Genomic DNA, 13411 nt, shown 5'->3' with positions numbered 1-13411 from the left:
TAAGTTACGGATCATATGACCGAATGGAGATCGTTTACAGCATAAATGATTAAGCGGGTGAAGCTTTGATGATATATGGCATTGGAAACGACGTGCTGGAGATTGGACGCATGCGCAAGCTGATGTCCGGTCGCCACGCGGAAGCGTTTATGAAGCGAATTTTAACACATGCCGAGCGGGAGATTGCGGATCATCGGGGAAAACGGAGGGTCGAGTTTGTATCCGGCCGCTTCGCCGCAAAGGAAGCAGTGTCCAAGGCGTTTGGCTGCGGCATTGGAAGCGTGATGAGTTTTACCGACATTGAAGTACTGCCTGATGAGAAAGGACGTCCCGTTGCCACGCTGTCTGCTGAGGCATGGGAACGACTGCAACTGCCATACGGCCAACAGTATGACATTCATTTGAGCATTACACACCAGACGGAGCTGGCTGCGGCCTTTGCTATTGTGGAACAGATGGAGAAGACGTTGTCTGGATCTGAACAGTAACCATGATGGAATGTGTAAGAATTTAAGCATGTAAGCACGGTAACAGGAGAGGACGGGAATATGGGTTTATTGGAACAGAAACGACATTTCAGTGTGAATTTGCTGGATTGGTATATGGTCAACCGACGGGATTTGCCGTGGCGTCGCCACAACAACCCCTATTTTACTTGGGTATCGGAAATTATGCTGCAACAGACTCGGGTGGATACGGTGATCCCGTATTTCAACCGTTTTATCGGGAATTTTCCGACCGTACAGGCTTTGGCTGAGGCACCGGAAGAAGATGTTTTGAAAAATTGGGAAGGACTCGGATATTATTCGCGTGCCCGTAATCTTCAGGCAGCTGCCAGACAAGTCATGGAGCTGCATGGCGGGGAGATGCCGCAGGACAAGCAGGCAGTCTTTGCGTTAAAAGGCGTGGGCCCGTATACAGCCGGGGCCATCTCAGCATTGCCTTCAACCAGCCGCAGCCAGCGGTGGATGGCAATGTGATGCGGGTCCTGTCCCGATACTTCCTCATTGATGAGGATATTATGAAGGGCAGCACCCGGGTGTTGATGGAAGAGCTCGCGGGAGAGCTCATTCCGGAAGGGCGTGCGCGTGATTTCAATCAGGCGCTGATGGAACTTGGCGCGCTGGTGTGTACGCCCAAAGCGCCGCACTGCCTGACTTGCCCGGTCATGGAGCAATGTTCCGGCCGCATCGCCGGACGGGAGCTCACGCTGCCGGTCAAGACCAAGGCGAAGCCGCCGCGCCCTGAGCAGCGGCTGGTCGCCATTGTGGAGGGCCGCGGTGCTCATCGCGGCCGTGTGCTTGTGCGCCAGCGCCCAGCGACGGGCCTATTGGCCCGTATGTGGGAGCTGCCGCATGTGCTGGCGGCGCCCGCCGCAGCCGGCAAGGCGGCGGGGCCGCTGGCCGATGAGCCGGCCATGGCTTTGCTGGCCGGCAGTCTGTGGGCGGAAGGCTTCGCTGCCCGCCCGGAAGGGCTGGCTACCCATGCGGAGCATGTGTTCAGCCATATTGTCTGGAGCCTGCAGGTGTACAAATGCACCGAGCAGGACCAGAGTAACGAGCTTCCGCTGATCGCTGCGGAAGCCAGAGCCGCCTACGACGCACAGGCTGCTGCGAGCGATCACTCATCCTCAGCGTCTGCTGCGTCTGAGTTGGCAACAACTCACTCGGAGCAGTTCCGTTCGATTACTTCTCTGCTCTCCAACCCATCGGAAGATGCGAACCTGTTGGATGAATCTCCAGCGGCAGATGAGGCTCAGCTTACGCTGACTGGCAAAGGCGATGACCTGACCTACCGCTGGATTGGTCCGGAAGATATGGATAAGATGGCATTCCCGAACATCTTCCTGAAGCTGATCAGCAGTTATTTTGCCGGGGCTTATGACGGTGTTAATGAATAATGAGCGCGTACCATATGTACATTGAATGAACTGACGTGAAGCAAACAAAAGCACACAAAAAAGAGCCTGATCCGGTCGCGTTGACCGAGTCAGGCTCTTCTATTATGCCAGCAGTCTTATTTCGCTGCAGCGTAACGTTTGTTTACTTCATCCCAGTTGATTACATTCCAGAAAGCACCGATGTAGTCAGGACGTTTGTTTTGATATTTCAGGTAGTAAGCGTGCTCCCATACATCCAGACCCAGAACCGGAGTCAGACCTTCGAAGAGAGGGCTATCTTGGTTAGGTGTGCTAGTGATGGACAATTTGCCATCTTTGCCAACTACGAGCCAGGCCCAGCCGGAACCGAAACGAGTTGTAGCTGCTTTTGCAAAATCTTCTTTGAATTTGTCAAAGCCACCCAGTTCGCTATCGATTGCTGCTGCGATGTCGCCAGTAGGAGCGCCGCCGCCATTAGGTCCGATGATTTCCCAGAAGAGGCTATGGTTAGCGTGTCCGCCACCATTGTTGCGAACCGCTGTGCGGATACCTTCAGGTACGCTGTCAAGGTTAGCAATCAGATCTTCCAAGCTTTTTCCTTGCAGTTCAGGAGCGCTTTCCAGAGCTGCGTTCAAGTTCGTTACGTAAGTATTGTGATGGCGATCGTGGTGGATTTCCATCGTTTGCGCATCAATATGTGGTTCCAGTGCGTCGTTAGCGTAAGGAAGTGCTGGTAATTGAAAAGTCATAGTGAAATACCTCCTGAGATTTTTGAATTTTTGTTAAGGTCAGCATTATGCATAATTCAATTCGAAGCGCTCCCGGTACAAGTTTTAGACGAAATAATATCACTTCGATCTATATCTTGTTGAATGAAAGTCGCTCATAGGATTTATGCAAATTGCCCAGGTACATATGTAATAATACCCTTGTCACTAATATTAAACCGCATCCGGGCTAATTAAGCAACATTTTTGTTTATTAAGTCCCCCAGACGTTAATCCATTTATGGGTTAGAGATAACAAACATATTTTACCCATTATGAAACTATTTATGTGATTTTGGAGATCGAAATAGAGGAAAAGTTTAATATCCGGATGTAAACGGTTACAATTAAGCGCTTTCAAAAGAAAATGCGTGTTTTATGGCGTAAAGTATGGTTTAATTGACGAAGAAGCGGTATTTTCTCGTTTTTTGTCATTATATGAACATTGGGTTTTTGGTAAAAAGGGGAGCCCCTTTTTGTAAAACCTCATCTAAGCTAACGAAAAGGGAGATTTAAGACATGCACGTTCGTTCCTTTCAGTTGAGTGATGCAAGCCAGATGACAGAGCTTCTCCAGGTTGCACTATCGGAAGAGTGTTATGAGAACACGATGGGCCCGTTTGCCCGTCAATTGTCATGGGATTCTGACCTGATCATGGTTGCGGAAGAAGAGGGAGACCTCGTCGGCGCTTTGATCGGTACGATTGACCACAACCAGGGATGCATCTATCGTATTGCGGTCCATCCAGACTATCGTCGCCGCGGAGTCGGCAAAAAACTTGTCGAGGCCATGGAACAACGGTTCCAGCAGCGTAAAGTCAGTCAAATTTGGGTGGCGGGTGATGAGCACAACAAAGTAGCCATGCCTCTATATGAAGCAATGGGTTACGGTGCCAATCAGATTATGAGCGCTTTCCAGAAACTCAGTATCTTGTCCAAAGCTTAGTTTGTATGGTTAATAAAGAAATATAACAGATTTTCATTTCATATTAGGCGTATCTTTCAGCGTGTAACAACGTGAGGGATATGCCTTTCTATTTATATGGGTGTTATTCACCGATTATTCCCCTTTTTTCGCCACTTCTGAACGCTATTACATTTAACTTAATGCCCAGTTTAACTACTTGATTCGCGTTGTTATTCACCCTTTTAGGGGTGCTGGTGCTCATAACCAATTGTTTCACCCTTGCAAATGAAGTAGAATTAAAAGGATTATGATCACTCGATTTTGGTAATATCAGAACATATAAACGCGGAGCAAGAGCTTCCTGATATTTTAAGAAAAACATTCACTATGCGGTCTTTCTTTCTTGAAAGTACATCGATAGACGTTTTTCTAACAAAATTGATAAACGAGGTGTCTCTTTGAACTCCAATAACCTTTCAACGGAGCATGTGGCTTCCAAGGAACGAAACGGGCCAGGAGTGCCTGATCAACCGGGGAAATCCTGGGGTGCAGAGCTTTGGGACTGGGTGAAAACCATTGTGATAGCTTTTGTGATCATGATGCTGCTGAACCTGTTTGTATTTAATCTCTCAATGGTCAAAGGTCAATCGATGCAGCCCACGCTGGTGGAGCGAGACCGTCTGTTTGTGAATAAAATTGTATATGATTTTGGGACACCGTCCCGATCGGATGTCATTGTGCTTCGTGATCCAAGTGAAGGTGTAGAGAAAAAAGATTTTCTGGTCAAACGGATTGTTGGACTTCCCGGGGATACGGTTGAAGTGCGGGATCACCATCTGTTCGTAAATGGGGAGCAGCAAGCCGAAACGTACACGGATACGGAGGTTCAGGACCCTGATTTTGGACCGATTACGCTGGAAGCGGATCATTACTTTGTGATGGGAGATAACCGTCATGAGGGCAAGAGCAAGGATAGTCGTGTGTTTGGAAGCATTACATCCAGTGAAATTGTAGGCAGGGCGGAATTTATTTTTTGGCCGTTCTCGGAAATTAAAAAACTGTAAAATGTTAGCAGGACAAGGACAACAACTTCGCGCTGCATTTTGCGTTAAACGATATAGACTCGGTTTCTTTTAGCTCCGGTATGTCCGACTTGTATATCGAAATCAGCGCCTGTCCTCCCACCTGAGGCGGGCGTTCACTATTTACGGAATTAGCGTTGGAAGAAGAGAGGGAATAGATATGACGAGTGCACAGACCGGAGCAGCAAATGCGGCAGCTGTATGGGAGAAGTTAAAACAAGAGATTAAGGCAGCCGCTCCCGAGATGGGCATTGATGATATTGGGTTTGCCTCGGCAGAGCCTTTCGTGACATTGAAGTCTATTCTGGAGCAGCATCGGGCTAAAGGGTTTGAATCCGGATTTGAGGAGCCTGACATTGAGAAAAGGGTGCGTCCCGAGTTGAAGGACGGCGAGCCTGCTTCGCTCATTGCGATAGCCGTGGCTTATCCTTCGAAGATGATCAATCCGCCGAAGTCGGAGCCGGGCGCCTACCGTGGTATTTTCGGCACGTTCTGCCTGGGGGCAGGATTATCACCAAGTTCTGCGTGCTGCGATGGACAAGCTGGTTCATTTTATACGTGAGCGCGTACCTGAAGCGATGATCGAAAGTATGGTAGACACCGGGGCATTGGTGGACCGGGCTGTTTCCCAGCGTGCGGGGATTGGATTCAGTGCCAAGAACTGTGCCATTATATCGCCGAAATTCGGTTCATGGATCTTTCTCGGGGAGCTGGTAACCAATATTCCGTTTCAGCCAGATAACCCGGTGACCGAGGATTGTGGTGAGTGTACGAAGTGTATTGATGCTTGTCCAACAGGAGCATTGGTGGGGCCAGGACAGCTGAATGCACAGCGCTGTATATCGTTTGTGACCCAGACGAAAGGCTTCGTTGATGAAGAATTTATGCTGAAAATTGGCAATCGCCTGTACGGTTGTGATACCTGTCAGATTGTCTGTCCGAAGAATCGGGGTAAAAATTGGGACCACCATCCCGAGTTTCATCCCGATCCGGAGATTGTAAAACCTTTGCTGATACCGCTGCTCGACATCGGTAACCGTGAATTTAAAGAGCGCTTTGGCCAAAGCTCCGCCGCTTGGCGGGGCAAGAAGCCAATCCAGCGCAACGCCGTGATTGCCCTGGGCAATTTCAAAGACAAAACCGCTGTACCGAAACTAACGGAGGTACTGAAGCGTGATCCGCGTCCCGAGCTGCGGGGAACTGCAGCCTGGGCGCTGAGCAGAATTGGAGGAGAAGACGCAATGAGAGCTATTGGGGAAGCTGCCGCTAACGAACAAGATGGGAACGTGCTAAGCATGCTGCAGAAGGCCAAGGAACGACTGAGTTCGTCCGCGACCTTACCCGATAAGCCTCAGGCAGAGCAATCGAGCAACAATAAGCCTGAGGATCAGAAGGAACAGAATAATCAGCTTAACCAATTGGATGGGCAGCAGCCAAATCAGGTAACGGAAGAGGCACCCGAACAGGAGAACGGGCAGGCTAAGGAGCCTGCCAAACCGGAAGCTGCAGCATGGAAACCGTCAGCCGTAACAGGTCTGCATGGTACACCCGTATATTACGATGAGGTGCTGACACCGATCGGAACACTTACGCTCTGTGCTACGGATAAGGGGCTGTGTCACATTGATTTTGGTGCTTTCCATGTGCGCGAGGCGCATCTGCAACAATGGGCCCGTACCTGGATTGGGGAATATCGATATGAGAAAAATGAAGAGAAGCTGAGTGAAGCTGCACAGCAGCTGAAGCAGTATTTTGCAGGAGAACGAAAAGCGTTTGAACTGAAGCTCGATTTGTTTGGAACACCATTCCAGCTACAAGTATGGCAAGTCCTGTCCGATATATCTTATGGAGAGGCCTCAACACACCAACAGGTTGCGGAAATCATCGGCAGGCCCAAAGCTGTTCGAGCAGTTCTGGACGCGATTAGCAAAAATCCGATTCCGATTATGATTCCCTGTCACCGCATCAGCGGTAAAGACGGAACCCTGGTGGGTTATGTAGGCGGTCTGCAAACCAAAGAGCAATTGCTCACATTGGAGCAGCAATCGTAAGAGCGGGGGACGTTCATGAAGTATGTTAACGTGGAGAGCGTGGAGGCGGGGGAGTTTCTGGGTAAAACCATATATTCCGGCAACGGCACGGTATTGCTGTCTGCCGGAGTCCAGCTTACCGTATTTATGGTTAATACGCTGAAGCGTATTGGCGTGACCATGCTGTACATCCAGGATGAAGCGTATAAAGATGTGGATACAGAAGATATTCTGGATGAAGCCACGAAAAAGGCAGTAATTAATGAAATGAGTGTCACACTTGAATCTATTCGTTCCGGGAAGGACTGGAGCCCGAAGAAGGTCGTCATCAGCATAGATAAATTGTTGAACGATGTTTTGAACGGGCGTGAATTGCTTGTCCAGCTCACAGATATTCGGACCAAAGATAACGCACAGTATGTTCACGCCATGAATGTATGTTTGCTGTCTTCTGTCATTGGTCTGAATCTGGGGCTTAACTATGCGCAGCTCAAGGATCTGGCTGTCGGAGCCCTATTGCATGACATCGGCAAAGTGGAGGGGCCACCCGGCAGCGGTTCAGCAGCGAATTCTTCTCTGCATCACACGTGGAGAGGGTTCGAGTTGATCAAGTCCAAACGGGAGTTCAATCTGCTTGTGGCACATACGGCATTGCAGCATCATGAGCATGTAGATGGTACAGGACTGCCGAGAGGTATCAAGGGAAAGGACATTCATCTGTTCGCCAGAATCGTCAGTGCAGCTAACACGTATGATAATCTGATCAATGGCCTTTCGGGTCGAAGTATGCTGCCACATGAGGCTTGCGAAGAAATGATGGCGATGTCTGGCACGAAGCTGGATCGTGATATTCTGATCGAATTCAACCGGAGTGTGTCCGTTTATCCGAATGGAACAGCAGTTCGATTGTCTACTAGGGAGACCGGAGTCATTGTACGTCAGCACCGGGGATTGCCCGGCAGGCCAGTCATCCGGGTTGCGCGAGGCAGTACACGTTATGATCTGGATGTGATTGAAGTGGACTTGGCTCAGCATACAACCGTTTTCATAGAGGCGGTCCTGATGTAACTTAAACGGATGTTGCTGAGAGATTTACTGAATATTTTCGATCTGTTTCCTGGATGTTAAATTCAGCAGTTAGCTGGAAAATCCGTTTGCTCAAGGCGTGCGGAAATGCTATGATAACTTTCAGGAAATCCGGTACGTGTCATGTTTGCATCGTGAGCGTTCAACATCATGTGCTGACACGAATCATCAGGCTTTTTAGATTGCATACAGAGGTGTCTAAGAGATGGCAATAGCAATACCGATTATTACATTGATTGTTGGTCTGGTCGGAGGATTTTTCATTGGGGTATACTACTTGCGGAAGCAGCTTGAGAAAATGCAAAGTGATCCCGACATGCTCCAGAAGATGGCGAAGCAAATGGGTTACAACCTGAATGGCAAGCAAATGCAGCGCGCCCAGCAGATGATGAAGAACCAGCAGCCTGGCGCGAAGATGCCTCAGCCGGGGCAACATCCTGCGCGTAAAACTCGGGCCGCCGAAAATAATAGCTGTGAGTGAGCATTTTGCATAAATCAAAAGAGCGACTTCCAATCATGAATGTATAGATCGAAATGGTTTATTCATCTATATATTATACCCGGGAGTGGTTAGAATCGAATTATGCATAATGCTGAAGTGAATAGTTGCTTACAGCATGTGGTTCGAAAGGAGGCGTTCGGCAGTGGCTGGCGTTAAAGATTATTTGAATTCAAAAGTATCCGACAATCGGGAGAAGATCGAGTATCACGTTGAGCAGATCCTGAAATTGATCGGTGAGGATAGTACGCGTGAAGGGCTGCTGGAAACGCCTGCACGCGTAACCCGGATGTATGAAGAGATTTTTGGCGGGTATGAAGTGGACCCGCGTGATGTACTTGGGGTTACGTTTGACGAGAATCACGAAGAACTGGTCATTGTGAAGGACATTGTCTATTACAGCCAATGTGAACACCATATGGCGCCTTTCTTCGGCAAGGTGCACATTGGATATGTACCGAGCGGCAAGATTGTGGGACTGAGCAAAATGGCCCGTTTGGTGGAGGCGGTTACCCGCCGTCTGCAGGTTCAGGAGCGCATTACCTCACAGATCGCCGATATTCTGACTGAGGCGGTAGAGCCGAACGGTGTCATGGTCGTCGTGGAAGGCGAGCACTTGTGCATGTGTTCCCGCGGCGTGAAGAAGCCGGGCAGCAAGACGGTAACGTCTGCTGTGCGAGGTTCTTTCCGTGACAATCCGGCACAGCGTGCAGAGTTCCTGTCACTGGTGAAAGATTAAGATTGGCTCATTCCACGCGTTGGACAAGCCAGAAGCATTTGAATCCTTTGGTGTAATTATGTTGTTTCCATTCGGCAATTTTGCTGGAACTGAAATGGAAGAATAGATGCTTGTGCCAATGGAAGCTTTCATAAATAAGCCGTGTTCCCTGGGGAACCGGCTTATTTATATATTACTTTTGCATTCACACAAGGAGATACATAAGGATCACCCAATTATTTCAGTTCATCCAGATTAGTTTAGTCGGAGGCTATCTTATATGAGTATACCGTCCAATTCAGATCAACCCGGATCGCGGGGAGCAGAGCAGCATTTGCAACTGGATCAATCATTGCGTCTGCAAATTTGGGAGACACCGCTCCTGCGGCCCGGGAGCAGTGTACTAGAAGCATTTGCCTGGGAAGAAGTCATGTGCCGCCGAGTGGGAGAAGGTCAGTTGCCTGTTGCTCACATTTGGCGGCATCCAGATGCCTTTGTAGCGGGACTGCGAGACAGGAGATTGCCACAGGCCGTAGAAGCTATGGAACGCATGAGAAGCCAAGGCACAGCGGTCTGTGTTCGTCCATCCGGTGGTGCAGCAGTTCCCCTGAATCCAGGGGTCGTTAACGTGTCTTTGATTCTGCCCAACCCGGGACGTGCCATCAATATTCACGACGATTTCCGGGAGATGGCCTCATTGATCGCTGAATCGCTAACACCATGGTCGAGTCAGGCACGTACGGGGGAGATCGAGGGTGCTTTCTGTCCTGGCGATTATGATGTCAGTGTGGGTGGACTGAAATTCTGTGGTATTGCCCAGCGCAGACAGGCCAAGGCTTATATTATTACTGCCTTTATCATCGTGGAGGGACAAGGAGATCAACTGGCAGCAGATGTGCGTCAGTTCTATCAGGACGCAGCAGACGGTGCCAACGAAGGGTATCCGGATGTTCGGCCCGGAACGATGGCGAGTTTGCAGGAACTGGCGGGTGTCCCTTCTACTGCGGCGTATACAGCCTCGCTGGTACGCACACTGCGTCAGCGTTTTCCCCTGGCGGAGACAAGCCGAGTGTTGACCGTGGATCAGGAAGCTGTCAGACGGACGGCTGAGCAGATGAAGCTGCGTTATGATTAGGTTCAGAAGCTTGGACTTGGAATTGGGTAATAGAGATGATATGATGTGATTTCGGAAGGAGAGTGTCTACATGGAAACATTAAGATATACGTATTTATATGAGGTCATTTCCACAGGCGAAAAGTCTGAGTTCAGTCAAATGGCAACAAGCAAAGAAGAAGCTGCTGCTCTGATCATTGCACGTATCGCTGATCTTGAATTTACAGGTGAGGAAGATATCAAGCTGGGCGATCTGATCGCGATTAGCAAACAGGTTGGCGACAATTATGTTGCCTGTGAGGGTTGCGCCTCTTAATGGCGTGAGGTTCCTAGATTATTCTAATACAAGCAAGTCTTCTTGAATCAAGAGGCTTGCTTTTTTTGCGATCCAAGAGATATCTTTCAGTCTTTAAGCTGGAGATATCTCTTTACATCAACATATTGCACCATGGATTCAATGCGCTCCAGAGCACTCCCCGATACTATGCTTAGCCCGACAATCCTAATACGGCGGCCATAACAGCTTGCGCGCAGTTTCGTAGCGTTCCGCCACAGCTGGCCAATAAACAACCTGCCACCAGTCCTCGATATATTTTTTGCGTTCATTCTGGTGTTTCAGATAGTAGGCGTGTTCCCATACATCCAGCGGTAGGAGAGGCACGATGTCGGACTGAGATAAATTCTGGTGTTTCTCCGCCTGCAAAATTTCCAATCTGTGCGCCCGTGGGCTCCAGACCAGCATGGCCCACCCGCTGCCCTCCACCTTGTTGGCAGCCTCGGTGAATTGATTTTTGAACGCCTCATAGCTGCCGAAATCCCGCTTGATCTGTTCTGCGAGCATGCCGGAAGGCTTACCTCCACCTTTGGGATTCATGATCGTCCAGAAGATCGTATGCAGGTAATGGCCTGCACCATTAAACGCGAGTTCACGTTCCCAATGTTTGATGAGTTCGAAATTGTTCTTTTTACGCGATTCTGCCAGCTTTTTCTCTGCGGTGTTCAGTCCATCGACGTAGGATTGATGGTGCTTGTCATGATGTATGCGCATGGTCATCTCGTCAATATGCGGCTCCAGCGCATTGTAGGCATAAGGTAGGGGAGGCAGTGTGTGTCCGCCAATCGGCACAGGTTTCTCCTTGACCACCGCTGTGTTAGCGTTGGGTGTGCCCTCTTCGTTTGCATTGGGAGACTGAACAGCAGCTGAAGCCTGCGCCTGTACGGATGGATGAGGGTGTTGACTTTTCCCACAGCCGAAGACGGATTTTCTACAGCTTCACGATTGGACTGTCCAGATACGGACGTTGATGCAATGTGTACGTTGGAATCAGCCGGTTGCCCCGAGGTTTGAAGGATATGTTCCAGTGAAAAAGTTGATTCAGACACCGAATCTCGCATAGCTCCATGTTGTTTCAGCGTTTCGAGTACCCCCAGGAAATACTCGGATTCGCGAATGAAATGTAAAATAACCAATTTGGCAAGTGGGACAGACTGAACAACAGTGCTTTGCTCCAGGAGGACATATAGCTGTCTAATGAACTCTCGCGATTGTGCGCAGGCCGCAGCCACGAGCTGTTCAATACAGCGAATGATGTAGGGGCAGGAGGCTGGGTTCCCGGCAGTATTTGCTTCAACAGCTGATTCGCGACTCTTTCGCTGTTCTCAAAGATGGCTTCCCATTCTGCAAACCATTGGACATATGCGGGTTCAAGATCAGGAATCAATGCACTGATGACAATCGTATGTTCCTTTTCTTGCTCTTTCCAGAAACGAACTTCTTCAAGTACCCGCAGAGGCAGCAGATGTCCATATCCATACCAATTCATAAGTGGTAAACCTCCGTTCAAATGGATTCAAATCTAGATCCAGCAGTAAAAATAAAATTGGATCCCCCGGTTCGCTCAATTTTGTAATATACAAGCTAGAGCTGTCTTTAATTACGTCCCAAAAGTATATTCTCCAGTCATGTTGTCCTATGTACACAAAAAAAGAGCCCCGTATAGGAGCTCTTGAATTACCGGATCTTCACGATTCTCCGGCATTGGTATTTTCCACATCATCGCTGCTCGTCTTCGTTACATGACTCAGGAATGTGGAGACACGACGCAGGTATTCCTTCGGATGCTCCCGGAAGATCAGCTCATGATGCGCACCATCCACAATCCATTCATCGGAATACGGATTGGTCTGGTTGGCAGCGAGCAGCTCCGCAATCGGGTAAGGAGCTTTCTCATCCTCGGTACCATGGATGAAGAAAATAGGGAACGGATAATCTTCCTTTTTCACTTCCTGATACGGAATCTGCTGCAATCCGGTCCCGTTCAGAATGGGGAACAGCAGATTCATAATCTGCAGCGTAGGTTGACGCGGCAGATCAATCTGATTATGGATGTTATGGTACAGTGTATCCGGCTCAAGCAGGAACGTGCTGTCCAGAATCATCGCATCCACATCTTTGGTAATCAGCCCAGTCTGGAGGGCTGTACCTGCACCCATGGAGAAGCCCCATACAACAAGCTCCTGAGCTCCGCGCTGCTTCGCAAACTGGATTGCGCCAAGCAGCTGCTGGGATTCGGCTTTGCCGCCTGTAGCGACAGCTTTGTTCACCTGGGAAGCGAAACCGTAATCGAACATCACCACATTGAAGCCAAGTTGATGGGCATAATGGGCAAGGTCATACATTGGTACCCAGGTTTCTTCACGATTCGCACCATATCCATGGCTGAATATGATGGTTTTGTTTGCATTATCGTCAGCCGGAATATACCAACCCTGCATTGTTCGACTGCCGTCTGCTGCCGGAAACGTGATGTCTTGATACTTCATGTTCTTGGCCTGCATGGGATTGGAGAAGACAGGCGCTACCGTTGGATTGGATAATACCCAAGCAATATAACCGTGTAGTGCAATGAAACAAAAGAGCAGAAAAAATACAACGGAGAGCAACAGCGCCACGACAATATGTTTGAACCGGATCAGCCTCGGTGATAACGAAGAAGGCAGATCTGACACTTTCGTTTGCAGCGGGGCTTCGCTCTGGGATGTCGGATACATGATTGCCCCTCCTTTAAAAATCAAATGAAGATAACAACGAGACGAACAGAGCGGATAAACGATTTTTCTGACTACGTATGAAGCAAAATCTTAATTTAATATATCTTTATCGTATGTTCCAATATAGTCAAAGTCAATTGATTGGAGCCATTTGTTACGCAATTGTTATATAGTTCTGAAGATATATGGTTAACATTTCCTTAGGGTGCAAATTGCAGGGGATTTTGATTTATAAAAAGAAAATATTTACAATTATCTCTCTTCCAATTGGCGCTTTTT

General features: G+C 48.9%; 13 protein-coding genes and 2 pseudogenes. 11 read left to right on the top strand and 4 right to left on the bottom strand.

From position 1 onward, the window contains the following. Nucleotides 1–68 precede the first annotated feature (68 nt). Together acpS and mutY are read left to right on the top strand one after the other, a co-directional pair. Nucleotides 69–488: a holo-ACP synthase gene (acpS, locus tag ACTWJ7_RS32030; RefSeq protein ID WP_285080317.1), complete on the top strand. Its 420-nt coding sequence runs from the start codon at nt 69–71 to the stop codon at nt 486–488. A gap of 60 nt (nt 489–548) precedes the next feature. Then, a pseudogene (gene mutY, locus ACTWJ7_RS32025) lies at nt 549–1900 on the top strand (A/G-specific adenine glycosylase). 116 nt (nt 1901–2016) lie between these two features. Here the strand turns inward: mutY and ACTWJ7_RS32020 are convergent. Further along, nucleotides 2017–2628 carry a superoxide dismutase gene (locus tag ACTWJ7_RS32020; protein ID WP_024632995.1) on the bottom strand — a complete coding sequence of 204 codons (612 nt, stop codon included), beginning with the start codon at nt 2626–2628 and terminating at the stop codon, nt 2017–2019. A 537-nt stretch (nt 2629–3165) separates the two neighbouring features. On the opposite strand from ACTWJ7_RS32020, the gene ACTWJ7_RS32015 reads away from it, so the two are divergent. From ACTWJ7_RS32015 to ACTWJ7_RS31980, 8 genes and pseudogenes are all read left to right on the top strand, one after another. Next, nucleotides 3166–3591 (top strand): GNAT family N-acetyltransferase, encoded by a 426-nt coding sequence (locus tag ACTWJ7_RS32015; protein WP_024632996.1) that lies wholly within the window; start codon nt 3166–3168, stop codon nt 3589–3591. A gap of 419 nt (nt 3592–4010) precedes the next feature. Continuing rightward, complete coding sequence (lepB, locus tag ACTWJ7_RS32010) at nt 4011–4616, top strand: signal peptidase I (RefSeq protein WP_024632997.1); 606 nt, start codon at nt 4011–4013, stop codon at nt 4614–4616. Nucleotides 4617–4794: 178 nt separating this feature from the next. Beyond that, a pseudogene (gene queG, locus ACTWJ7_RS32005) lies at nt 4795–6685 on the top strand (tRNA epoxyqueuosine(34) reductase QueG). Nucleotides 6686–6700: 15 nt separating this feature from the next. Further along, nucleotides 6701–7732 (top strand): HD-GYP domain-containing protein, encoded by a 1032-nt coding sequence (locus ACTWJ7_RS32000; protein ID WP_301882377.1) that lies wholly within the window; start codon nt 6701–6703, stop codon nt 7730–7732. A gap of 223 nt (nt 7733–7955) precedes the next feature. Continuing rightward, complete coding sequence (locus tag ACTWJ7_RS31995) at nt 7956–8231, top strand: YneF family protein (protein WP_443146241.1); 276 nt, start codon at nt 7956–7958, stop codon at nt 8229–8231. 163 nt (nt 8232–8394) lie between these two features. Further along, nucleotides 8395–8988 carry a GTP cyclohydrolase I FolE gene (folE, locus tag ACTWJ7_RS31990; protein ID WP_024633001.1) on the top strand — a complete coding sequence of 198 codons (594 nt, stop codon included), beginning with the start codon at nt 8395–8397 and terminating at the stop codon, nt 8986–8988. A 259-nt stretch (nt 8989–9247) separates the two neighbouring features. After that, complete coding sequence (locus ACTWJ7_RS31985) at nt 9248–10102, top strand: lipoate--protein ligase family protein (RefSeq protein WP_301882376.1); 855 nt, start codon at nt 9248–9250, stop codon at nt 10100–10102. A gap of 70 nt (nt 10103–10172) precedes the next feature. Continuing rightward, nucleotides 10173–10397, top strand: coding sequence for a hypothetical protein (locus ACTWJ7_RS31980; RefSeq protein ID WP_024633003.1), 225 nt, complete (start codon nt 10173–10175; stop codon nt 10395–10397). A gap of 186 nt (nt 10398–10583) precedes the next feature. Here ACTWJ7_RS31980 and ACTWJ7_RS31975 read toward each other — a convergent pair whose 3' ends face one another. Continuing rightward, a complete protein-coding gene (locus tag ACTWJ7_RS31975; RefSeq protein WP_443146445.1) occupies nt 10584–11201 on the bottom strand; it encodes a superoxide dismutase in 618 nt (205 codons plus the stop codon). A 56-nt stretch (nt 11202–11257) separates the two neighbouring features. On the opposite strand from ACTWJ7_RS31975, the gene ACTWJ7_RS31970 reads away from it, so the two are divergent. Next, nucleotides 11258–11386 carry a hypothetical protein gene (locus ACTWJ7_RS31970; protein ID WP_443146240.1) on the top strand — a complete coding sequence of 43 codons (129 nt, stop codon included), beginning with the start codon at nt 11258–11260 and terminating at the stop codon, nt 11384–11386. 104 nt (nt 11387–11490) lie between these two features. Here the strand turns inward: ACTWJ7_RS31970 and ACTWJ7_RS31965 are convergent, their stop codons facing one another. Next, entirely contained in the window at nt 11491–11904 is a 414-nt protein-coding gene (locus ACTWJ7_RS31965) for a DUF2935 domain-containing protein (RefSeq protein WP_443146239.1), read from the bottom strand. Between the two features lie 199 nt (nt 11905–12103). Then, nucleotides 12104–13132 carry an alpha/beta hydrolase gene (locus ACTWJ7_RS31960; RefSeq protein WP_079348878.1) on the bottom strand — a complete coding sequence of 343 codons (1029 nt, stop codon included), beginning with the start codon at nt 13130–13132 and terminating at the stop codon, nt 12104–12106. Nucleotides 13133–13411: the final 279 nt, after the last annotated feature.

Origin of the sequence: Paenibacillus sp. 1A_MP2, assembly GCF_052244825.1 — a bacterium.
In the GTDB taxonomy this organism is placed as follows: Bacteria; Bacillota; Bacilli; order Paenibacillales; family Paenibacillaceae; genus Paenibacillus; species Paenibacillus vandeheii.
This window is presented reverse-complemented; position numbering and strand designations above follow the sequence as displayed.

Coding starts and splice junctions, on each gene's coding strand:
- acpS (WP_285080317.1), top strand. CDS start 69: ATGATATATGGCATTGGAAACGACGTGCTGGAGATTGGACGCATGCGC.
- ACTWJ7_RS32020 (WP_024632995.1), bottom strand. CDS start 2,628: ATGACTTTTCAATTACCAGCACTTCCTTACGCTAACGACGCACTGGAA.
- ACTWJ7_RS32015 (WP_024632996.1), top strand. CDS start 3,166: ATGCACGTTCGTTCCTTTCAGTTGAGTGATGCAAGCCAGATGACAGAG.
- ACTWJ7_RS32000 (WP_301882377.1), top strand. CDS start 6,701: ATGAAGTATGTTAACGTGGAGAGCGTGGAGGCGGGGGAGTTTCTGGGT.
- ACTWJ7_RS31995 (WP_443146241.1), top strand. CDS start 7,956: ATGGCAATAGCAATACCGATTATTACATTGATTGTTGGTCTGGTCGGA.
- ACTWJ7_RS31985 (WP_301882376.1), top strand. CDS start 9,248: ATGAGTATACCGTCCAATTCAGATCAACCCGGATCGCGGGGAGCAGAG.
- ACTWJ7_RS31980 (WP_024633003.1), top strand. CDS start 10,173: ATGGAAACATTAAGATATACGTATTTATATGAGGTCATTTCCACAGGC.
- ACTWJ7_RS31965 (WP_443146239.1), bottom strand. CDS start 11,904: ATGAATTGGTATGGATATGGACATCTGCTGCCTCTGCGGGTACTTGAA.
- ACTWJ7_RS31960 (WP_079348878.1), bottom strand. CDS start 13,132: ATGTATCCGACATCCCAGAGCGAAGCCCCGCTGCAAACGAAAGTGTCA.